Origin of the sequence: Pseudoalteromonas sp. SR45-4 (assembly GCF_014163535.1) — a bacterium.
GTDB lineage: Bacteria > Pseudomonadota > Gammaproteobacteria > Enterobacterales > Alteromonadaceae > Pseudoalteromonas > Pseudoalteromonas nigrifaciens.
Genome location: NZ_JACJDO010000007.1, coordinates 25,542 through 46,715, shown reverse-complemented (window position 1 = coordinate 46,715; position 21,174 = coordinate 25,542). Strand labels below are relative to the sequence as shown.

Below are 21,174 nucleotides of genomic sequence, written 5' to 3'. Positions count from 1 at the left end.
CTAACTAATTTAGGCACGTTAATTGCTTTACTTAAGCAGTGTCAATTTGTTGTTATGGAGTTACCGTATGGAATTCGCTTTATTATCAATTTTAGTATTAGTTGTTGGGGCCTCTGTTGTTGCGTCAAAGTTTAACGATGATGGCGGAAACCCTTATCCTTTTACCCGCAAGCAAAATGTATTTACTCAAGTAGAAAGTGCTTTTTTAAATTTATTAGAACGCGCAGTGGGCGATCAGTATAAAATTGTTAGTCGTGTAAAACTAATCGACGTGATTGATTGCAAACAAGGTTTATCGGCAAAGTCTAAGCGTGCAGCAATGGCTAAAGCTAAAAATAAACAGCTTGATTTTGTGCTAGTCGATAAAGAAAAAATGACCATAGTGGCAGCCGTAGACTTAGTAAACAATGCCAATAAAGATGGCCATAAAGCACAACGCGACTGGTTTGTTAATGGCGCATTAGAGGCCGCTGGCATCCCGCATATTCGTATGAAAGTAAAATCAGGCTATCGCCCAAGTGAAGTACGCGACGCTATTATGTTTAAACTCGGCAAACCTGCGGCTACGCAAACAGCTCGCCCTATTCGTACCCGAGTTCAAAAACCAGCGGTGCTATCACCCTCTCAAGCTAAAGCGCACTCTACAGCACTAGCCGAAATTTAACGTAAATAACATAATAAAAAGCGAGCAAAGTAAAACTGCTCGCTTTTTTGTTTTTTAGCGCTAACTTCACGTATAATCAGCGCATTCAAACTCAGGAACTTAACACTATGAATGTTGGTATTATTGGCGCAATGGAGCCAGAAGTTAAAATTTTGCGCGAAGCAATGCAAAATCCACAAACTTTAACTAAAGCTGGTTTTACTTTTTATACCGGTGAATTAGCAGGTAACACAGTAACATTGGTTCAATCTGGTATTGGTAAAGTAGCATCAACTATTGCAACTACATTACTTATTGACAACTTCGCCCCTGATTGCGTAATTAACACCGGCTCTGCCGGCGGCTTTGATCCGTCATTAAATGTGGGCGATGTAGTTATTTCGTCAGAAGTTCGTCATCATGATGTTGATGTAACTGCCTTTGGTTACGAAATAGGTCAAGTACCACAAATGCCAGCAGGTTTTGCAGCACACCCTAAATTAGTGGCTGCCGCAGAGCAAACTATTGCGCAAATTAGTGACGTAAAAACCTTAGTTGGTTTAATTTGTACCGGCGACATATTTATGTGTGACCCAATACGTATTGAAAAAGCCCGTAGCGACTTTCCTACAATGCTTGCAGTAGAAATGGAAGGGGCATCAATTGCGCAAACCTGTCATACACTTAATACACCGTTTGTGGTTATTCGCTCGATGTCAGATATTGCCGGCAAAGAGTCGCCGCAGTCGTTTGAAGAATACCTAGAAACAGCATCAATCAATTCATCTAAAATGGTAGTGGCGTTACTTGAAAAGCTAACGGCAGTTTCACTGTAAATGCTCAGCAATATGGTTCAAAATCACTTGGACTTTATTGTATTTATAATGGCGCTCCTTGCTGAGCGCTTTTTACCACTTGTTAGTTGGTATCATCCTAACACCGCTTTAACGGCTATTTTTAGCGCTATTGGTAAGCGTATTTATAAAGCAGCAGAACCCAATAGCTATCAATATTTAGCCGCAGCCCTTGCCAGTACACTTATTTTAAGTGTGGTACTTATTATTATTGTATTACTACTGGAATTTGCATTTTACCCTGAATTACTCGCCGGGCTTATTTTATATTTATGCCTTGAGAGTAAAGCTATTGATAAAAAAGCACTACGTATTGCTAAGCTTACCAAACAAAATCAAAAATCTGCCGCCCGTGAGCTATTAAAGCCATTAGTAGCCCGAGATGTTACTAAACTCTCTGGTGCAGGCATAATTAAAGCCTTAATAGAGAGCCTAATATTACGTACTGCAAGATATTACTTTGTGGTGATATTTGTTTTTTTAGTACTTGGCCCTATTGCAGCGCTTGCCTATCGATTACTTACTTTAATTGAGCAGGCATGGCGCAGTAACATTAAACCCAACAGCCCTTTTTTAAAGCCGCTTAAAATTACCTTGTTTATTATTGAATTTATTCCTATGCGCTTATTGGCACTGACTATTGCAGCCAGTAAAGCGAGCAAGCTAAGCATGCATTATATAAAGCATTATGGCAGGCACTTTTATCAAACTAATACCGGGTGGCTTTTAAGCACTTGCTCTGCATCATTAGGCGTACAACTAGGCGGGCCTGCAGTGTATTTTGGCGAACGTTTTAACAAAATGCGTATTGGTACCGAACGCCTCCCTATTGCTGAGGACGTGCCGATTACTATTAATAGACTAAATCAAGCGCGGGTATTTTGGTTACTGGTCGTTGTTTGCATAGAAATACTTAAAAACATTTAGCTAAGGGCGAGTTACACACCTATTATTAAAAATACAAAAAATATAAGCACAAAAAAACCAGCCGTGGCTGGTTTTTAGCGTTTTACCGTTTAGCTTTACGCTACAGTAATATTTGCAAACTTACGCTTACCTACTTGGTAAATAGCCGTACTGCCTTTTGCTATTTCAAGTTTAGTGTCTGTAATTTTATCTTCGCCGTTGAGCTTAACTGCACCTTGCTTAATCATGCGCATTGCTTCTGATGTACTAGCAACTAAGTTAGCTTCTTTAAGCAAGTTAGCAATTAAAATGCTGTCTTGCTCAATGGTTACTGTTAGTTCAGGTATTTCATCCGGCAGAGCTTTTTTCTGAAAGCGCTGAATAAAGTCATCATGAGCTGCTTGTGCATCGGCTTCACTATGAAAGCGCGCAATAAGCTCTTTTGCTAACTCAATTTTAATATCACGAGGATTTGTACCTTGCTCTACACGCTCTTTTTGCGCGTTAATACCAGCAATCGACAGCCCGCTTAATAAGTCGTAGTAACGCCACATTAGCACATCACTAATCGACATTATTTTACCAAACATATCGTTAGGCGCATCGGTAATACCTATATAGTTACCCAACGATTTAGACATTTTTTGCACCCCATCGGTGCCCTCTAATAACGGCGTCATTATTACTGTTTGTGGTTTTTGGCCTTCGTCTTTTTGTAGCTCACGACCCATTAGCAGGTTAAAGCGCTGATCAGTACCACCGAGCTCTACATCAGCCTCAAGTGCAACCGAATCCCAACCTTGCACTAACGGATATAAAAACTCATGAATAGCAATAGACTGGCCACTAGCGTAACGCTTTTTAAAATCATCACGCTCTAACATACGCGCAACGGTTTGGCGTGCTGCAAGTTTGATCATTCCAGCTGCGCCTAAATTTTCCATCCAGGTAGAATTAAATGCGACCGTGGTTTTTGCAGGATCAAGAATTTTAAATACTTGCTCTTTATAAGTCTCAGCATTAGCAAGCACGTCTTCGCGAGTAAGCGGCTTACGCGTTACGTTTTTACCTGTTGGGTCGCCAATCATACCGGTAAAGTCACCAATTAAAAATACAACCTCATGACCTAAGTCCTGAAAGGTTTTCATTTTATTAATAAGTACCGTGTGACCTAAGTGTAAATCAGGCGCGGTTGGATCAAAGCCCGCTTTAATTTTTAGTTTTTTTCCAGATTTTAATTTTTCAACTAACTCATCTTCAATTAATATCTCTTCTGTACCGCGTTTTATCTCTGCAAGAGCGGTTTGTAAATCCACTGTGTGTTACTCCAAAAAATTCTGTTAACGAAGGGGTTAATTATTAATATGCTCGCGGCTTATTACTAGATAAGTAGCACTTTTAGAGTCAATAAACCTATGTAACTAAGATAGCAAATTATTACCTAATTAAAACAACTTTTTAAACGATAGCGTCACTAAATAAGGCAAAGCGGCATAAGTTGCATAAACGAGTAAAGATAACTGTTTGCAACACTTTAAAAACAGCACAAACAGCTGCAGCTTTGGTTTTTAAATTACTAACGTGATGATGCATCATTGTTTTATTATTTTGCTCAAAAATACCGCGGTTTAGCCCTAGTTCTAGATTAATAAAACACCTAGATCATAAGCTGCTTTAATACTAAGATGCCTATAAGCCCTGTGATTTTAGCTTAATTTAGCATTAGTTTAAATCTACAAAATACTAGTATTCGTACATTATTCGTTATATCCTGCAAGATAATCTATTAATTTTCTTGACAGCAGAAAAAGGCACGTTATGGTTCACGTGGTTCACACGCTCCCCAAAAAACACAAATTGCTTATTTTAGGCTTAGTTTCTGCTATTGCTGGCTTAGCTTTTCTCCCTTCTGAAAAAGCCACTGCATCCAAAGACAATAGTGAAAACACGCTAGAAATTGGCAAGCGCTATGAGTTACAAGTTAAAGTTGATGACAACGAAAAATTAACTGCGTTAAACTCAGAGCAAGCAGCAGACAAGCTGCCAGAATACGACTTTGTTGATCACCAAGTAAAAAATGGAGATAACTTAGCTATTATTTTTAAACGTGCTGGCTTTTCAGCTCAAACGTTACATAAATTAATTAACACTAACGCAGAAACTCGCAAACTTACTAAAATTCACCCGGGTGAAACACTGAGTTTTGCCACTGCAAAAGATGGCGATTTAGCACAGCTGCGTTACGTTATTTCAAAAACAGACACTTTATTTGTTACCTTAAACGATGAAGGGCAATACGACACTTCAATCGATAGTAAAGAAATAGAAACACTAACTAAAACAGTAGGCGGCGAAATTTCTAGTAGCTTTTGGACTTCAGCAATAGCTGCAGGTTTAAGCGAGCGCCAAATAATGAACTTTGCCGATATATTTGGTTGGGATGTAGATTTTGCTAACGATATTCGCAAAGGCGATGGGTTTGGTTTAATTTATGAATCTCACTATGTAGATGGTGAGTTTATTGGTACTGGTAAAATTATTGCTGCGGAATTTGTTAACCAAGGCCAGCGCTATGCTGCAATTCGCCACACTGACGGTAGTTTTTATACTCCTGAAGGGCGCAGCATGAAAAAAGCATTTTTACGTGCACCAGTTAGTTTTAAATATATAAGCTCAAGCTTTAACCCGCGACGTTTGCACCCAGTAACGGGGCAAGTTAGAGCGCATCGCGGTATAGACTTTGCGGCGCGCACTGGCACGCCGGTAGTTGCCTCAGGTAATGGTAAAGTTATTAAATCGGGTTACAGTAAATATAATGGTAACTATGTATTTATTAGCCATGGCACACAGTACGTAACTAAGTACTTGCACCTTAATAAACGCCTAGTAAAAACAGGGCAAAAAATTAAGCAAGGTGAGCAACTCGGTACTGTTGGCTCTACTGGTCGTGTGACCGGTGCCCACTTACACTATGAATTTTTAGTTAATGGTGTTCATCGTAATCCTAAAACCGTTAAATTGCCTAAGTCAGAGCCGCTGCCACGTGCAGAGCTTGCCAAGTTTAAGCCTATTGCTGATAACTTTATTGCCCAGTTAGAGCGCAACCGCGAACTACAGTTAGCACTTAAGTAACATTAAATCATTATTAAAAAAGCCTTTGCTAGGTAACTTGCAAAGGCTTTTTTGTACCTATAATTTTTTTGCCTATGAATAATAGACTGACACACTAATTCATTAATACATAAATTAGCTGTACCACTAACGATACCATTACCAGTGGCCATATATACTTACTGTATTTTTTAGCGCCATCTAAGCCTATTTTACTTTGATACTTTTCTAATAACGGAATTAATATTAACAATGCGACAAACAAGCTAATTAAAATAACGAATATATTCATAGTAATACCTTAAGTGGGGGTCTAAATTAGGGTAACTCGTGCCCTTTGGCGCTGACATATAATGCATACCAATGCTCTCGGGTTAATTCTATATTTACAGCGCTGCACGATGCAGCCAGTCGCTTAGCATTAGTTGTGCCTATTACCGGTTGAATTAATGCCGGATGGCGCAGTAACCAAGCCAATACAATAGCCTCGGCAGACGTGCTATAAAGTGCTGCTAACTTATTAACTAATATAGCGGTATTAATATCTGCAGGTGATGCATTTTGCAGCTGTTTTCCTGAATATAATCCTTGGCATAAGCTACCCCAGCTTTGAATTTGTATTTCCTGCTCGGTGCAATATTCTATAAAGCCGGGAGTAAAGTTAATGTCTTTGCCATCGCGGTTACCGACATATACCCCCTCATCAACCCAGGCTGATTGCTTTAAGCTTGCTTCAATTTGGTTGGCAACTATGGGCATATCAAGGGCTGTTTGTAAAAACTGTATTTGTTGCTGCGACATATTAGACACCGCAAAATGACGTACTTTGCCACTTTCTTTTAAGCGACTAAATACCTGAGCTACTTCTTCAACTTGTATCAAAGGGTCGGGTCTGTGCAGCATAAGTACATCTAAATAATCAGTATTTAACCGCTTAAGAGAGCCCTCTACTGATTGCTCAATCCATTGCTTTGATAAGTCGTAGCGCTTTGGCCCTTGCTCATCGGCAAAACGAATTCCGCACTTTGACTGGATATAAATTTGCTCTCTCAGCTCTGGGCGCTGCTTAAGGACTTGGCCAAACACCTGCTCAGCTTTACCAAATGTATAAATATCGGCGTGATCAAAAAAATTAATGCCACCGGCTATTGCTGTATCTATACAAACATGTGCCTGCTGGGTATGAGTATTAGTTAAGGGGTCTTTATTCCAGCCTCCCCCAAGTCCCATACAACCAAATATGAGCTTGCTAACATTAGGTAAATATTTTGCCAAAGGAGTGTCATGCATGCCGGCTATCCTTAATTAATTACAAGTAGCTTACTGTAACAAAAACAGTCAATAAATTAAGCATAAAAAAAAGCGCAGTAAACTGCGCTAATCGGTTGGATTTTAAAATTGATGTTAGCCAACAAGTGCTAATAAAATACCTGCTGCAACTGCACTGCCTAGTACTCCGGCAACATTTGGCCCCATTGCATGCATAAGTAAAAAGTTATGTGGATTGCTCTCAAGGCCTACTTTATTTACTACGCGCGCCGCCATGGGTACAGCCGATACTCCCGCAGCACCAATTAATGGATTAATCGGCGTTTTAGATATTTTATTTAACCCTTTAGCCATAAATACGCCCGAGGCTGTACCTATAGCAAAAGCCAGTGCGCCAAGCACTAAAATACCAATCGTCTCAACAGTTAAAAACTTATCTGCAGCAAGCTTTGAGCCTACAGCTAAACCTAAAAATATAGTTGTAACATTGATGATTTCGTTTTGAGCACTGTTACTTAATCTATCAACAACACCCGACTCTCGCATTAAGTTACCTAAACAAAACATACCAACCAGAGGTATCGCCGCAGGTAAAAACATTGCTGTTAAGCTAAGTACCATTAACGGAAAAATAATTTTCTCTTTTTTAGATACTTTACGCAGCTCTGGCATTTTTATTTGGCGCTCTTCAACCGTGGTTAATGCGCGCATAATTGGCGGCTGAATAATTGGCACTAATGCCATATACGAATAAGCAGCTACCGCAATCGCACCTAACAAGTCGGGTGCCAGTTTAGAGGCTAAAAATATAGCGGTTGGGCCATCAGCTCCACCAATTATCGCAATAGCCGACGCATCTTGCAGGCTAAATTCAAAACCAGGTACATAGTTAAGTAAAATAGCGCCAAACAAAGTCGCAAAAATACCAAACTGTGCAGCTGCACCTAATAGCAACATACGAGGGTTAGCAATTAGCGCACTAAAATCAGTTAACGCGCCTACTCCCATAAATATTAATAGTGGAAAAATACCGGTATCAATACCTACATAATACACATAATGCAGTAAGCCGCCGGGGTCGGATAAACCTGCCACCGGAATATTAGTTAATATTGCACCAAAGCCGATAGGTAATAATAATAGGGGCTCAAATTTTTTGGCTATTGCCAAAAACAATAATAAACAGCCTACCGCAATCATAATCAACGCTGGAAATGTAAAGTTAGCAATGCCTGTGGCATGCCAGAGGTTTAAAATACCATCCATCCTCTATTTACTCCTAAGCTAATGCAATCATAGCGTCGCCGGTAGTTACAGCATCGCCTTCACCAACTAACACTTCAGCAATTGTTCCGGTGTGCGTAGCGCGTATTTCAGTTTCCATTTTCATGGCTTCCATAATAATCACTACATCACCTTCATTCACAACTTGCCCTGCTTTTACCTTTATCTTAAAAATATTACCGGCTAAAGGGGCGTTAAGTGTTTCGCCTGATGCAACCGAAGCAGACTGAGGAATATGTTCTGAGTCTTTTAATGTAACTTCTTTAAGCTCGCCGCCTTGAGCTACAACAACGTCGTAAACCTTACCGTCTACTTTTACGCTGTATTGCTCAGCTTTAACGCTGTTGTTATTTGAAGCTGATTTAGAGGGAGCTTTATTACTTTTATCTTCAACACAAGGAACTGGCTCAAATGCATCTGGGTTGTTACGGTTTTTAATAAACTTCAAACCAACCTGTGGGAATAATGCATACGTTAGTACGTCATCAATTTGCTCATCAGCAAGAGTTAAACCTTGCTCTTGTACTTCTTTTAATAATTCAGCCTCAAGCGTTGCAAGCTCAGGTGCAATATTATCTGCAGGACGACAAGTAATTACCTCTGCTCCATCAAGCACACGCTCTTGTAGCTCTTTATTCATAGGTGCTGGTGTTAGGCCATATTCACCTTTTAATACGCCAGCTGTTTCTTTAGTAATTGTTTTATAGCGCTCACCCGTTAGTACATTAAGTACCGCTTGAGTGCCTACAATTTGCGACGTTGGTGTAACAAGCGGTAAAAAGCCTAAATCTTCTCGTACACGTGGGATCTCAAGTAAAACTTCATTAAGCTTATCTGCTGCGCCTTGCTCTTTAAGCTGGTTTTCCATGTTAGTTAACATGCCACCAGGTACTTGCGCGAGTAAAATACGGCCATCAACCCCTTTTAAGCTACCTTCAAATGCCGCGTATTTTTTACGTACATCTCTAAAGTAAGCAGCAATTTCTTCAAGGTGATTTAAATCAAGCTCAGTATCACGCTCAGTCCCTTCAACTATCGATACAATAGTTTCAGTTGCGGTGTGTCCGTAAGTCATACTCATAGATGAAATTGCGGTATCAAGCATATCAATGCCTGCATCAATCGCTTTTTGATAAGTCGCAGTACTTAAACCTGTTGTGGCGTGGCACTGCATTGCAATTGGAATAGATACAGTTTCTTTTAGTGCTTTAATTAGTTTTTCAGCATCGTACGGCTTTAATAAACCCGCCATATCTTTAATACAAATTGAATGACAGCCTAAATCTTCCAACTGCTTAGCTAGCGTTAACCACATATCAAGCGTATGAACAGGGCTTACTGTATAAGAAATAGTCCCTTGGGCATGTGCGCCTACTTTTATAGCCGCTTTAATTGCCGTTTCAAGATTACGTACATCGTTCATTGCATCAAATATACGAAATACATCAACGCCATTTTTATGGGCACGCTCTACAAATTTTTCTACTACATCGTCAGCATAATGGCGGTAACCTAATAAATTTTGACCGCGTAATAGCATTTGCTGTTTAGTATTTGGCATCGCTTTTTTTAGTGCGCGAATACGCTCCCAAGGATCTTCACCTAAATAACGAATACACGAATCAAACGTAGCTCCACCCCACGACTCAATAGACCAATAACCTGCATCATCAAGCTTTTTTGCAATCGGTAGCATATCGTCAAGGCGCATACGAGTTGCTAACAATGATTGATGCGCATCACGTAGTACCAGTTCTGTTAATTTTAATTTAGCCATTTAAGTGCTCCTTTAATTATTGTTTGTTTTGTACTGAGCAATGGCAGCACTAATTGCGGCGATGTGCTCATTAGGCACACCTTGTGATTTAAAAGACGGTGTTCTGGCAGGCATTGCAAGCTCAGGCTCTGCAAAGCGAGATACCAGCTTAGACATAACCGTAACGCAGGTAATTAATAATGACAGAAACACAAACACCCCCACCATACCGGTTAGCATTAAGTTGCTTGCTGTTGTAAGTAAAGCAGCGATATCCATTTTCCTCTCCTATAAAACTTATACCGAAATCAAAATAAAAAATCATTTTACGTAAATAATTATTCACCGAATAATAACAAAAAACAGTGTTTTGTCTATAGCCTGTAAATTGGTAAAACCAATTTAAACAAAACTAACATGCTATTAATTAACTTAACACTACAAAAAGGACTAGATACGCGCTATTACATAGATAATAAAAATAGTGAATATAAATAAAAGTTATATAGGCGACCTAAAAACCGTTAATAATGCACTTAAAGTAAAGCGTTAACAGTTCTATTAGCATAAAGTAATTTCACCACTGGCAATTGGTCTTACCAAATATATTTGTTAATTATTCAACCATTTAAATAGCCGCTGTTATTAAGCCCGCTATGCTCGTAAGTCTCGAACTGCAATTTAATAGCTCTTAAACTCAATTCTAAAAATCAATATGCGCTAACTTCTCTTATAAAAAACTAACATCCATAATCACTTGTATCAGTATGAATAAATTACATAGCAAAGCGTAAAACTTACCATTGAGTGCACGCTGAAATAACACAAACAAAAGCAAGCCATTGATTTAAAAGCAAAAAAACAATGGCACGTAACTCGCATCATATCCATTGAGCAAATTTGATAAACCAAGGAGAATACAATGTTACGCTGGACAATCACTTTTTTAGTAATTGCTTTAATTGCTGCAGTGTTAGGTTTTGGTGGTATAGCAGGCGCCGCAGCGGGTATTGCAAAAATTATATTTTTTATATTTTTAATACTTTTAGTTATATCTTTAGTATCGGGTGCCCTACGTGGCAAAAAGCCCTAGGTAACAAACTAAAGTTTTAAACTAATTAAAAATCATTTAAATCAAAATTTACAAGGAATTACATTATGAATTCGACAACTTTAAGAGCAGCACTAATTGGCCTATTCGCAAGTTTATTTATTATGGGCTGTGAAGATAACCACGCAGAAGATGCTGGTGAACGTATTGACGAAGCAGTAACTGACGTGCAAAACAAAGTTGAAGATGCATGTGAAGAAGTAAAAGAAGGTGTAAATGCAGAAGAAACTAACTGTTAATTCTTCTAATTTATTAAAAAAACGGCTCTAAAATGAGCCGTTTTTTTATGTGTGTAATAAAATAATATCTAAATTAAAGGTTGGATCTGATAAATAATAAACGCCAATATCTTTATCTATTATGCAGTTATTTATTATATAACTGCGCATTTACTGGTTAGCTTGTTAAAATGCATATAACTATGTTTTAAGAACTTCTATATGACACTTACAACAACCTACACGCTTGATAAGCCTTATTTTTATGAGTGCTTTGACGAATCAGTTGCGCATAGCAAGCGCGCGCAACCAAAATACTTTTTATTGGCGCTATTAGTAGCACTCGGTTTATTTGGAATTTATGGTTTAGACGATCATTACCTAGGATCTTTTCTGATCATGGTTGCGGTACTCGAATGTATTGCCTTTTATTATCGCCGTCCTTGGTGGGTTACTAGACAAATGCTAAGCAAAGCCTCGGGGTCTGAGGTCACCCTTACCTTTGACGAAGAAGGGATTAAATCGAGTAACTTTTATAAAAACACCCAACTTCTGTGGTCAGATATTAACGAAGTTATAACCACAGAGCGCGGCATACTATTAAAAAACAAAAAAGGTATGCAGTATATATCCAAGCACATATTAACTGCCGAAACACTTAATTTTATACACAAAAAAGCCACTCAGTGAGTGGCTTTTGGCAATAACTCAGTATGTAACTAAGTTATATACATTGCTGATTAAGCATTGCCAGGTTCAGGGTTAGACTTTTCAGCTTGAATACGCATGTAAATCTCTTCACGATGCACTGAAACGTCTTTTGGTGCGTTAACACCGATTCGAACTTGATTCCCTTTAACACCTAGAACAGTAACGGTTACTTCGTCACCGATCATTAGGGTTTCACCTACTCTACGAGTTAGTATTAGCATTCTTTTGCTCCCTTGTTCCAATAAAATTATAAGATTCCGCTAAAACATTTTAATGAAAATTAGACTAAAAAGTAAGTAAAACCTATCAATCTATTCATTTTCTGTTAAAAATATCTTATGTAATGCACGAACAGCCAACTCTAGGTATTTTTCATCTATTAAAACCGATATTTTAATTTCTGATGTAGACACTAAAATAACATTAATATTTTCTGCAGCTAATGCATCAAAAAATAAACTAGCAACACCCGAATGTGACTTCATACCCATACCAACAGCAGACACTTTAGCCACTGTTGTTAACCCAAAAATATTTTGTGCTGTTAACTGAGCTTGCTGCTCTGTTAAAACGTCTAATGCGTGTAAATAATCATTTGTGTGTACAGTAAAAGCATAGTCTACTTTGTCAACATTATGATTAACTTGATTAATCATATCTATTTCGATGCCATTATCTGCAAAAAGTTTCAAAATCTTTGCAAGATATTGTGTACCACTAAGTACACCCTCTACATTTATTAAACATTCATCACGATTAAACGCAATACCCGAAACGACATTACCAGGCATATCGCTCTCCTCAAAACTAATCAATGTACCAGCATCAGGGTAAAAACTTGATAGCACCCTAAGTGGCACATTGTGCTTTCCTGCCGCTTCAACTGAACGAATATGCAATACTTTAGCCCCTAAACTTGCTAACTCTAGCATTTCAGCAAAGGTAACTTGGCTCATTCGTCGTGCATTAGGTTCAACACGAGGGTCTGTAGTATATACGCCGTTAACGTCGGTATAGATCTGACATTCGTCAGCTTTTATTGCTCCAGCAATTTCAACCGCCGAAGTATCGGTACCGCCACGCCCTAATGTAGTTACATTTCCTTCAATATCACGGCCCTGAAAACCCGCAATAATTGCAATACGGTTATGCTCAAGCTCATGTTTTAAACGCGTTGCAGCTACATCTGTAATACGGGCTTTGCCAAACATATTATCGGTTAAAATATTAACCTGATCGGCTAATAAACTCACAGCAGAATGACCGCGTTTAATAATAGCCATAGCTAATAAAGCCACCGAAACCTGCTCGCCGGTGCTAATTAATACGTCAAGTTCACGGCTACTTGGCCGAGTATCTATTTGTTTGGCGAGATTAATTAAGCGGTTGGTTTCTCCCGACATAGCCGAGAGCACTACAACCACTTGATGGCCTTGTTGTTTAGTTTTAACAACAAGGTCGGCAACCGCTTCAATTCGCTCTATTGAACCAACTGAAGTGCCACCGAACTTTTGAACAATAAGTGCCACTTAAGCTTGTGTTTTCTCAGTAAACCAAGCTGTTACACTGTCTAATGCTGCAGTTAGGTTTTCTGGCTCAGAGCCACCCGCTTGTGCCATATCTGGACGGCCGCCACCTTTACCACCTACTTGGCTGGCCATATGGTTAACTAGCTCACCGGCTTTAACTCTACCGGTTAAATCTTTAGTTACACCTGCAATTAAGCTCACTTTATCATCGCTTGCAACACCTAGTGCAATAACACCCGAGCCAATTTTGTTTTTAAGATCATCAACCATACCACGTAACGCTTTTGACTCAGTGCCCTTAACGTTGGCTATTAATAGCTTAATACCGTTAATTTCTACTACTGAATCAAGTAATGAGGCACCCGCAGCACTTGCTAGCTTATCGTTAAGTTGCGCAATTTGTTTTTCTAGCTGTTTTGATTTATCAAGCAACGCAGTTACTTTTTCAAGTACTGACGCGCTGTCGGCTTTAACTACAGCAGCTACATCATTTAGCTTTTGCTCTTGCTCACTCACGTAGGCAATCGCGTCAGCGCCGGTTACCGCTTCAATACGACGAACACCCGCAGCAATACCGCTTTCAGATACTATTTTGAATAAACCAATATCACCTGCGCGTTCAACATGTGTACCACCACAAAGCTCAATAGAGTAGTCCCCAATAGTAACTACACGTACTTCGTCATCGTATTTTTCGCCAAATAACGCCATTGCACCTTTTGCTTTAGCGTCATCTATTGCCATAAGCTCGGTACTTAACGCAAAGTTACAACGAATTTCATCGTTTACTACACGTTCAATTTCGCGTAATTCTTCTTTGGTAACAGCTTCAAAATGTGAAAAGTCAAAACGCAAACGCTCTGCTTGAACTAGCGAGCCTTTTTGACCTACATGTTCGCCTAATAATTGGCGCAGTGTTTCGTGTAATATATGCGTAGCAGTATGGTTTTTCTTGATGCGTTCGCGGCGTGCGTCATCAATTGTTGCTTCTACTTTATCGTTAAGACCAATACGGCCTTGTACTATACCGTGGTGTGCAAATGCATTACCTAATTTAGTCGTGTTAGTTACTGTAAACTCGCCACCAGCAACGCTAATTACACCTGTATCACCAACTTGGCCGCCCGACTCTGCATAAAATGGCGTACGGTCTAGTATTACAATGCCTTTTTGGCCATCTTCTAGTAATGAAACCGACTCACTGCCAGCAAACACTTCAACCACAGTCGCACTATGGCTAGTGGTGGTGTAACCTTTGTAAGTTGTTTGTTTGTCTGACTTTAATTGATCGTTATAATCGGCACCAAATTTACCGGCCTGCTGCGCTGTTTTACGCTGCACCGCCATGCACTCTTCAAAGCCTTTATTATCAATCGTCATTTGACGCTCACGCGCCACATCTGCAGTTAAATCCGCAGGAAAGCCATAAGTATCGTAAAGTTTAAATACTAAGTCGCCAGGAATTACATCACCTTTAAGGTCGCTTAAGCTTTCTTCTAAAATAGCTAAACCACGCTCTAGCGTTTTACCAAACTGCTCTTCTTCAATGCGTAATACTTTTTCAATAATTTCTTGCTGCTTTGCAAGCTCTGGGTACGCTTGGCCCATTTGCTCAATAAGTGCAGCTACTAATTTATAGAAAAAGGCACCTTGTGCACCTAACTTATTACCATGGCGAACAGCACGGCGAATAATACGACGTAGTACATAACCACGGCCTTCGTTAGATGGCATAACCCCGTCAGAGATTAAAAATGCACACGAACGAATATGATCCGCCACTACGCGTAGTGATTTGTCGTCCATGTCTTGTGCGTTAGTAACACTTGCAGCAGCGGCAATTAAGCCTTTAAATAAGTCAATTTCATAGTTTGAATGAACGCCTTGTAAAATAGCAGCAATACGCTCAAGCCCCATACCTGTATCAACCGATTGCTTAGGTAGTGGCAGCATAGTTCCGTCGTTTTGACGGTTGTACTGCATAAATACTAGGTTCCAAATTTCGATAAAGCGATCGCCATCTTCCTCAGGTGATCCAGGAGGACCGCCCCAAATATGCTCGCCATGGTCGTAAAATATTTCAGAACACGGGCCACACGGACCGGTATCACCCATTGACCAAAAGTTATCTGCAGTGGCAATTCTAATAATGCGATCTGCAGGTAAGCCTATATCGTTAGACCAGTAGTTAAACGCTTCTTCATCGTCATGGTAAATAGTAACTAACAGTTTTTCTTTAGGTAGCTTTACTTCCTCTGTTAAAAACTGCCACGCAAATTTAATCGCGTCTTGCTTGAAGTAATCACCAAAACTAAAGTTACCTAACATTTCAAAAAATGTATGGTGACGCGCAGTATAACCAACGTTTTCTAAATCGTTATGCTTACCGCCAGCACGTACACAGCGCTGCGAGCTAGTCGCACGCGTATAAGGGCGGCTTTCTGCGCCTAAAAATACATCTTTAAATTGCACCATACCGGCATTGTTAAATAACAAAGTGGCATCGTTACCCGGTATAAGCGAGCTTGAAGGAACAACTTGATGTTGTTTGCTGGCAAAAAAGTCTAAAAACTGTTGTCTAATTTGTGCGGTAGTCATGTGCTGCATGTGAAGGTCTCACCCGTATTTACTGTGCTTGCATTGCAAAATCGATTTCATCGTAGCTAAAGCCTCTATACATTAGGTAGCGCACGCGCTTGGCCTTGTCTTTGTACTCGAGGTCTGCCGGTGTATTTGAATATTTTTTATTGTACGCATCCTGCGCCAGCTCAAACCAATCTACTTCAAGCTCTTCAATTACTTTTTCAAGTAATGAACGGTCAATCCCTTTGCCCATAGCTTCGCTTTGAATGCGCCTTAAGCCATGGCATTTAAATATGTGTTTTCTAACAAAGCCTTCACAGTAACGTTGCTCGTTTACAAAATTGTGCTTTTCGCACCAATCAAGCAAGGTTTCGATAAACTCATCTGTGGCTTCTTTTTTTTGTAATTTGAACGTTAATTCTCGGCGTAAATATTCTTGCCTTGATAACAACCAAAGTACATAGTTTTTTAATTTCTGCTTTAACTTATCATCCATTAAGCGTCAAAACGCCCACTAGACTCACTACTTAATGGCGTAATATTGCTATCGTCACTTGGTGGTACAACCGGCATAAAAATAGCTTGATAAGATACAAAAAAGCTAATGTAGCAAATAGGCATTAAAACCAACAAGGGTAAGAACGATAAAAACATCGAAAGCACAATAAATAACCCGCAAATAATAGCATAAACGCTTAGCGGTAAAATATTATAATAAAACACCATAAAGGATTTTTTAAGAGCGCTAAAAATGCGCTGTTCTTTATTAAAGTAAACTAATGGAACCGCGTAAGCGAATGCAGTTAAATAAACCGACAACGCTAATAAAAATAGCACCACGCTTGCCATAGAAATACTCTCTAACATTTGGCTAATTGCCATATTAGGATCTAAATCTGGCTGCGCCATAACCGCAATTGCATCGGCAAATAAACCGTTTGCTAATAATGCCATTAAAATACCCGCACCCATTTGGTACAAAGCCAAACGCAGTAAACCTAAACGATTACCTTTAGTGGTAATGGGCTTGAGAATATCAGCGAGCATAATTTTACCGCCTTGCTGCTTAGTAAGCACAGCCTGATAAAATCCTGCGGTTAAAAATGGCGTAGCTAAAGCCGCTACCACTTGTAATAGCGGTAAAAATAACGACAACAGGCCAACAATACCAATAAATAAATGCATAAAAATAAAAGTAAGCGGCTGGGTTTTAAAAATAAGCCAGCCCGCTTTAAACCACTTTAGGGCAGCATCGGCCTTAAAAACTCGTAATTGTGTAGACATAGTTACTCTTAATTTAAGGTTTTTTAATTTTTTTGATATCTAACATGTGCGCGCCATGTTTAATTTTGGTTTCTAAATACGCTTTATTACCCGCAACACCGGCTTTAATGTGTGCGTGCGTACCCACAACCGAATCAACCGTAATACCAGCATCTCTTAGTGCATTTAGCTTTTTAGGGTTATTGGTCATTAATTTAACGTGGGGTAAATTAAGCGCATTTAGCATTAGCACCGCATCCGTAAAATCACGTAAATCATCGGCAAAACCTAAATGATTATTTGCCTCATAAGTGTTCATACCTTGCGACTGCAACACGTAAGCATCTATTTTATTATACAAACCAATACCACGACCTTCTTGGCGTAAATACAATAAAATACCGCCTTGCTCGTGCATCATTTCAATACACTCATTTAACTGCTCACCGCAATCACAACGCGACGAGTAAAATACATCACCCGTTAAACACTCTGAATGCATACGAATAAGCGGTACATCTTGCTCTGTATCAGCGTTGTTAAAGACCATAGCAATATGTTCTTTGCCATCTTTTAAATCAGTAAACGAGATAATTTCAGCGGGAATATCACTGTTCTTGCCAACATTAAGCTGAACTCTTGCTCTTACTTGCGCCACGACAAATCCAAATATTTAAATAACTACGACACGATAATGAAGTGATATTATCACAAAAGAATACAAAAAGATCGAAATCCAAGGGTATTTATTGCAATTATATGGCGACGAGAAGCTTAATTATCAATGCATAATTACAATATATAATTCTCACTAAAGCCCTTACTGTTTACCTTTATTTACATCAATTCATGACTAATTATAAGTAAATTGTTAATGTGTTAAAAAGTATAATAATTATAATATGGAACATTATGAAACCACATAAACTCGCCTTACTGCTTAGCCTTAACCTTTCAGTTATTACTGCATCGGCTTTTGCAAGCGAAGCTACAAATGCAAACACTGCATTTTCTCAAGCGTACCAAAATTACTTAAGCGCCGTAGATACCAACGAAAACATACAACAAGCTGCCAAACTCGCTTACTCTTTAGGTGCTAAAGTATATGGCGATAACGCAGATAACACCGCAAATTTAGCCATTAATTACGCTAAAGCTATCAGCGGATTTAACCAGGAAGACGAAGCTAAACGCTACGAACTGTATAAACAGGCGTACAATATTTTAGCTAACAATCATGGTGAAAGCTCAGTCGAGACAATAGACGCCTTACTAGGTATGGCAAGCAATACTAAATCAGCGCGTCAGGCCGATAGCCAATTGGAACGTATAGTTGATATAGCAAAGGAGCTTAAAAAACCAAGATTTGTAGCCGACATGCAATTTGCTGCAGCCTCTTTGTTAGTTAAAAAGTTTGTGCCAGAAAAATACCGTTCTGCTAAACACTACGCCGAAGAAGCTGACGAGTATTACCAAGCAAACTTACCTGAAAACGCTGTAGAGCGTATCAAATCAGATTTTTTAATGGCCTCGTTTGATGAAGGTCGTAAAAAATATGATTCAGCAATTACAAGGTTAAACCGCATAGTCACCGTATTTGATAATAACTTAAGCTACGATCACAGCGCCGAGCTAAGCGCTCACTCTAAGCTTATAGTACTATACGAAAAGCAAGGCGAAAGTGAGCAAGCAACTAAGCACTGCTTAGCTATTGCTAAAATGGTGCCTTGGGAAGAAAGCCAAGAACAAACCCCGCTTTATCGTGTTAATCCTGACTACCCTATGGGCAAAGCACGCCAAGGTAAAGATGGCAGTGTAGTTATGGAGTTTGAAGTAGACACCGCAGGCTTTGTTAAAAACGTGAGTGTGCTCGATTCAAATGGCGGCGTAACCTTTGAGCACTCGGCAAAAAAAGCAGTAGAGCAATGGCGCTATGCTCCTAAATTTGAAGATGGCATACCTGTAACAGCAAAAACCCAAGTACGGCTCGACTTCAAAATTAACCGATAACTTAGTGAACTACCCAGCGACTAAAGATCACAGGGTTTTCTCGCTAAGTAATCATAAATTCTCTAATAAAAAAGGCGCAATTTAGCGCCTTTATTAATTCACTGTAACGCACAAAGCCATTACTTAAACATTGGCTGTTAATTTAGCTAATATTTTATCACTTGCTGCTTCAATTAAATCTAGCACCTTTTCAAAACCATCGTCCCCACCATAATAAGGATCGGGAATAGCACTTACAGCCTGCTCACCAAACTCTAAAAACAGTGCAAGCTTATACTGTAAATGTGCTGGGCAACGCTGAGTTAAATCGGCTAAATTTTGTTTGTCGGCGGCTAAAATCAAATCGAATTCAGTAAAATCACTACTGCGCACTTTACGCGAATAAATCCCTTTGAAGCTATAACCTCGTTTTTCGCCCGCCTGCATAGATCGGCTATCTGGTGAATTGCCTTCGTGATGACCTATAGTACCGGCCGAATCAACTTTAACGGCAATACCTAACTGCTCAGCACGTTTTTTTAATACCGCTTCAGCTGTAGGCGATCGACAAATATTACCTAAACACACAACCAGTATTTTTTTCATAGAGCCTCCCTCTAAACTAAACGCTATTAATTACTGAACTAAATAACCTTAAACACTATTGCATTGACGCAAGCATAGCCTGCTCACTTTGTAATAAAGTTTGCATTGCTGGTAATGCTTTTACACGCTCAAAAAGTGCAGCTAAATTTGGCCAGCGCTGTGCATTAATCTGCTCGCCCGCATGCTGCATATTGATTATCTGCGACGCAAACGCTATATCAGCAAGGGTTAACGCGTTACCTACAAAGTAATCATTATGACCTAGCACGCCTTCAAGGTAGTCAAAGTGCGGTGGTAACTGCTCATTCATAGCCAACTTTACTAAACTTTCATCACATACTTTTTGCATACCTAAATTAATTACTCGCTGTTGAAACACAGTAAAAGTAGTTAATGGGGCAAGTTCATAATCAGCATATTTTTCTAACCAGCGTGCCTGAGCAGTCTGCTCGACAGTGTCGCCAAGTAATGCTGTATTCCCTGTGTATTTATCATCAAGGTATTGGCAAATAACACTCGAATCAGCCAGCACTAAATCACCATCTTTAAGCGCTGGTATACGCCCTAATGGATTTAACTCAAAAAACCAAGCCGGTTGATTAAACGGCGACACTATTTCTAACTTATAATCTAACTGCTTTGCAGCCAAACACAGACACACCTTGCGTACATAAGGAGAAAGAGGTACGCCATAAACAATTAAACTCATGTTAAACCCTTATCAGAAGAAAAAAGCGCAACTAATACGCTAATTAAAAAGCTATTTAATACTTAAAATCGTTTTAAAATTGCTTTAAAAGTTCTTTAAAATACTTGCATCATAGTCATTGGCATCAAGTGTTAAATTATACTTAGCCGCCACACTATCCAGCTCAGCTTGCTTAATTGCTAAGTCATCCATAGTGATTGTATTGTCATCGAGCTGCCATAACAATTTAGAGCCCGCGTAACTGTAATGAATAGCCAATAGCGCATCACTATTACCTTCACGCCCTGCTGCCTTTAATTTCGCCATTTTACGCGTTATTTTATTAAGCGCTTGTTTAAGCTCCCACACATACACCACTTCAATCATAAACGGATGCGTGCGGTATTTATTAAGTAACCACGCAAGCCCTAATGCGCTAATAACAACGCCCGTTACGTTCCAATGAAAGTGAGTGCCGCTCTCATCAGGAAACAAAGCAATCAGCGTTTGCGATATAGCTAAGCTCCCAACAGCTAAACCCACAGCACAACCGGCAATAACACGGTTTAAATGCTTACGATAACGCGCTTTATTTATTTCAATGAGTTGCATAACAGCCTAAAATTAAGTGAACAAAATATAACTGCCGCCAT

General features: G+C 39.4%; 23 protein-coding genes. 8 read left to right on the top strand and 15 right to left on the bottom strand.

Annotated elements, in window-relative coordinates:
• The first annotated feature begins 67 nt into the window (after positions 1–67).
• From H5058_RS05075 to H5058_RS05065, 3 genes are all read left to right on the top strand, one after another.
• Positions 68–664, top strand: a complete 597-nt coding sequence (locus H5058_RS05075; protein ID WP_011327249.1) for a DUF2726 domain-containing protein — start codon at positions 68–70, stop codon at positions 662–664.
• Between the two features lie 107 nt (positions 665–771).
• Complete coding sequence (mtnN, locus tag H5058_RS05070) at positions 772–1,479, top strand: 5'-methylthioadenosine/S-adenosylhomocysteine nucleosidase (protein WP_011327248.1); 708 nt, start codon at positions 772–774, stop codon at positions 1,477–1,479.
• Entirely contained in the window at positions 1,480–2,424 is a 945-nt protein-coding gene (locus H5058_RS05065; RefSeq protein WP_089367778.1) for a cobalamin biosynthesis protein, read from the top strand. It abuts the gene before it with no gap.
• A gap of 95 nt (positions 2,425–2,519) precedes the next feature.
• On the opposite strand, the gene tyrS is transcribed toward H5058_RS05065, so the two are convergent.
• Positions 2,520–3,719, bottom strand: coding sequence for a tyrosine--tRNA ligase (tyrS, locus tag H5058_RS05060; protein WP_011327246.1), 1,200 nt, complete (start codon positions 3,717–3,719; stop codon positions 2,520–2,522).
• A gap of 502 nt (positions 3,720–4,221) precedes the next feature.
• Between tyrS and H5058_RS05055 the strand changes: the two genes are divergently transcribed.
• Positions 4,222–5,535, top strand: a complete 1,314-nt coding sequence (locus H5058_RS05055; RefSeq protein WP_011327245.1) for a peptidoglycan DD-metalloendopeptidase family protein — start codon at positions 4,222–4,224, stop codon at positions 5,533–5,535.
• Positions 5,536–5,629: 94 nt separating this feature from the next.
• On the opposite strand, the gene H5058_RS05050 is transcribed toward H5058_RS05055, so the two are convergent.
• The 5 genes from H5058_RS05050 to H5058_RS05030 all read right to left on the bottom strand — a co-directional run bounded on the left by H5058_RS05050 (position 5,630) and on the right by H5058_RS05030 (position 10,102).
• Positions 5,630–5,806 (bottom strand): hypothetical protein, encoded by a 177-nt coding sequence (locus H5058_RS05050; protein WP_011327244.1) that lies wholly within the window; start codon positions 5,804–5,806, stop codon positions 5,630–5,632.
• A 26-nt stretch (positions 5,807–5,832) separates the two neighbouring features.
• Positions 5,833–6,804, bottom strand: coding sequence for an aldo/keto reductase family oxidoreductase (locus tag H5058_RS05045; RefSeq protein WP_089367777.1), 972 nt, complete (start codon positions 6,802–6,804; stop codon positions 5,833–5,835).
• Between the two features lie 114 nt (positions 6,805–6,918).
• Positions 6,919–8,049, bottom strand: a complete 1,131-nt coding sequence (locus H5058_RS05040) for a sodium ion-translocating decarboxylase subunit beta (protein ID WP_011327242.1) — start codon at positions 8,047–8,049, stop codon at positions 6,919–6,921.
• Positions 8,050–8,062: 13 nt separating this feature from the next.
• Positions 8,063–9,844 carry a sodium-extruding oxaloacetate decarboxylase subunit alpha gene (oadA, locus tag H5058_RS05035; protein WP_011327241.1) on the bottom strand — a complete coding sequence of 594 codons (1,782 nt, stop codon included), beginning with the start codon at positions 9,842–9,844 and terminating at the stop codon, positions 8,063–8,065.
• A 12-nt stretch (positions 9,845–9,856) separates the two neighbouring features.
• Complete coding sequence (locus H5058_RS05030) at positions 9,857–10,102, bottom strand: OadG family protein (protein ID WP_011327240.1); 246 nt, start codon at positions 10,100–10,102, stop codon at positions 9,857–9,859.
• A gap of 643 nt (positions 10,103–10,745) precedes the next feature.
• Between H5058_RS05030 and H5058_RS05025 the strand changes: the two genes are divergently transcribed.
• The 3 genes from H5058_RS05025 (at position 10,746) to H5058_RS05015 (ending at position 11,842) form a co-directional block, all read left to right on the top strand.
• Complete coding sequence (locus H5058_RS05025; protein WP_011327239.1) at positions 10,746–10,916, top strand: DUF1328 family protein; 171 nt, start codon at positions 10,746–10,748, stop codon at positions 10,914–10,916.
• A gap of 65 nt (positions 10,917–10,981) precedes the next feature.
• The gene (locus H5058_RS05020; protein ID WP_011327238.1) at positions 10,982–11,173 is read left to right on the top strand and encodes a hypothetical protein; all 192 of its coding nucleotides are present in this window, start codon (positions 10,982–10,984) and stop codon (positions 11,171–11,173) included.
• Positions 11,174–11,374: 201 nt separating this feature from the next.
• Positions 11,375–11,842: a YcxB family protein gene (locus H5058_RS05015; RefSeq protein ID WP_011327237.1), complete on the top strand. Its 468-nt coding sequence runs from the start codon at positions 11,375–11,377 to the stop codon at positions 11,840–11,842.
• Between the two features lie 50 nt (positions 11,843–11,892).
• On the opposite strand, the gene csrA is transcribed toward H5058_RS05015, so the two are convergent.
• The 6 genes from csrA to ribA all read right to left on the bottom strand — a co-directional run bounded on the left by csrA (position 11,893) and on the right by ribA (position 17,896).
• Positions 11,893–12,084 (bottom strand): carbon storage regulator CsrA, encoded by a 192-nt coding sequence (csrA, locus tag H5058_RS05010; RefSeq protein WP_011327236.1) that lies wholly within the window; start codon positions 12,082–12,084, stop codon positions 11,893–11,895.
• A gap of 90 nt (positions 12,085–12,174) precedes the next feature.
• Positions 12,175–13,392: an aspartate kinase gene (locus H5058_RS05005; protein ID WP_011327235.1), complete on the bottom strand. Its 1,218-nt coding sequence runs from the start codon at positions 13,390–13,392 to the stop codon at positions 12,175–12,177.
• Positions 13,393–15,999 (bottom strand): alanine--tRNA ligase, encoded by a 2,607-nt coding sequence (gene alaS / locus H5058_RS05000; protein ID WP_011327234.1) that lies wholly within the window; start codon positions 15,997–15,999, stop codon positions 13,393–13,395. It lies immediately after the preceding gene.
• A 19-nt stretch (positions 16,000–16,018) separates the two neighbouring features.
• On the bottom strand, positions 16,019–16,471 hold the full coding sequence (locus H5058_RS04995; protein WP_182677155.1) for a regulatory protein RecX: 453 nt from the start codon (positions 16,469–16,471) through the stop codon (positions 16,019–16,021).
• Entirely contained in the window at positions 16,471–17,259 is a 789-nt protein-coding gene (locus H5058_RS04990) for a BPSS1780 family membrane protein (protein WP_011327232.1), read from the bottom strand. Before H5058_RS04990 ends, H5058_RS04995 begins: the two co-directional genes overlap by 1 nt.
• Positions 17,260–17,272: 13 nt before the next feature.
• Positions 17,273–17,896, bottom strand: a complete 624-nt coding sequence (gene ribA / locus H5058_RS04985) for a GTP cyclohydrolase II (RefSeq protein ID WP_182677153.1) — start codon at positions 17,894–17,896, stop codon at positions 17,273–17,275.
• Between the two features lie 254 nt (positions 17,897–18,150).
• Between ribA and H5058_RS04980 the strand changes: the two genes are divergently transcribed.
• Positions 18,151–19,248, top strand: a complete 1,098-nt coding sequence (locus H5058_RS04980; RefSeq protein WP_182677151.1) for an energy transducer TonB — start codon at positions 18,151–18,153, stop codon at positions 19,246–19,248.
• 123 nt (positions 19,249–19,371) lie between these two features.
• Here H5058_RS04980 and H5058_RS04975 read toward each other — a convergent pair whose 3' ends face one another.
• The 3 genes from H5058_RS04975 to H5058_RS04965 form a co-directional block, all read right to left on the bottom strand.
• Positions 19,372–19,833, bottom strand: coding sequence for a low molecular weight protein-tyrosine-phosphatase (locus H5058_RS04975; protein ID WP_086993282.1), 462 nt, complete (start codon positions 19,831–19,833; stop codon positions 19,372–19,374).
• A 55-nt stretch (positions 19,834–19,888) separates the two neighbouring features.
• Positions 19,889–20,542: a glutathione S-transferase family protein gene (locus H5058_RS04970; RefSeq protein ID WP_182677149.1), complete on the bottom strand. Its 654-nt coding sequence runs from the start codon at positions 20,540–20,542 to the stop codon at positions 19,889–19,891.
• Positions 20,543–20,626: 84 nt separating this feature from the next.
• On the bottom strand, positions 20,627–21,133 hold the full coding sequence (locus H5058_RS04965; protein WP_086993283.1) for a DUF3087 domain-containing protein: 507 nt from the start codon (positions 21,131–21,133) through the stop codon (positions 20,627–20,629).
• Between the last annotated feature and the right edge of the window lie 41 nt (positions 21,134–21,174).

Coding starts and splice junctions, on each gene's coding strand:
- H5058_RS05075 (WP_011327249.1), top strand. CDS start 68: ATGGAATTCGCTTTATTATCAATTTTAGTATTAGTTGTTGGGGCCTCT.
- mtnN (WP_011327248.1), top strand. CDS start 772: ATGAATGTTGGTATTATTGGCGCAATGGAGCCAGAAGTTAAAATTTTG.
- H5058_RS05065 (WP_089367778.1), top strand. CDS start 1,480: ATGCTCAGCAATATGGTTCAAAATCACTTGGACTTTATTGTATTTATA.
- H5058_RS05055 (WP_011327245.1), top strand. CDS start 4,222: ATGGTTCACGTGGTTCACACGCTCCCCAAAAAACACAAATTGCTTATT.
- H5058_RS05050 (WP_011327244.1), bottom strand. CDS start 5,806: ATGAATATATTCGTTATTTTAATTAGCTTGTTTGTCGCATTGTTAATA.
- H5058_RS05045 (WP_089367777.1), bottom strand. CDS start 6,804: ATGCATGACACTCCTTTGGCAAAATATTTACCTAATGTTAGCAAGCTC.
- H5058_RS05040 (WP_011327242.1), bottom strand. CDS start 8,049: ATGGATGGTATTTTAAACCTCTGGCATGCCACAGGCATTGCTAACTTT.
- oadA (WP_011327241.1), bottom strand. CDS start 9,844: ATGGCTAAATTAAAATTAACAGAACTGGTACTACGTGATGCGCATCAA.
- H5058_RS05030 (WP_011327240.1), bottom strand. CDS start 10,102: ATGGATATCGCTGCTTTACTTACAACAGCAAGCAACTTAATGCTAACC.
- H5058_RS05025 (WP_011327239.1), top strand. CDS start 10,746: ATGTTACGCTGGACAATCACTTTTTTAGTAATTGCTTTAATTGCTGCA.
- H5058_RS05020 (WP_011327238.1), top strand. CDS start 10,982: ATGAATTCGACAACTTTAAGAGCAGCACTAATTGGCCTATTCGCAAGT.
- H5058_RS05015 (WP_011327237.1), top strand. CDS start 11,375: ATGACACTTACAACAACCTACACGCTTGATAAGCCTTATTTTTATGAG.
- csrA (WP_011327236.1), bottom strand. CDS start 12,084: ATGCTAATACTAACTCGTAGAGTAGGTGAAACCCTAATGATCGGTGAC.
- alaS (WP_011327234.1), bottom strand. CDS start 15,999: ATGCAGCACATGACTACCGCACAAATTAGACAACAGTTTTTAGACTTT.
- H5058_RS04995 (WP_182677155.1), bottom strand. CDS start 16,471: ATGGATGATAAGTTAAAGCAGAAATTAAAAAACTATGTACTTTGGTTG.
- H5058_RS04990 (WP_011327232.1), bottom strand. CDS start 17,259: ATGTCTACACAATTACGAGTTTTTAAGGCCGATGCTGCCCTAAAGTGG.
- H5058_RS04980 (WP_182677151.1), top strand. CDS start 18,151: ATGAAACCACATAAACTCGCCTTACTGCTTAGCCTTAACCTTTCAGTT.
- H5058_RS04975 (WP_086993282.1), bottom strand. CDS start 19,833: ATGAAAAAAATACTGGTTGTGTGTTTAGGTAATATTTGTCGATCGCCT.
- H5058_RS04970 (WP_182677149.1), bottom strand. CDS start 20,542: ATGAGTTTAATTGTTTATGGCGTACCTCTTTCTCCTTATGTACGCAAG.
- H5058_RS04965 (WP_086993283.1), bottom strand. CDS start 21,133: ATGCAACTCATTGAAATAAATAAAGCGCGTTATCGTAAGCATTTAAAC.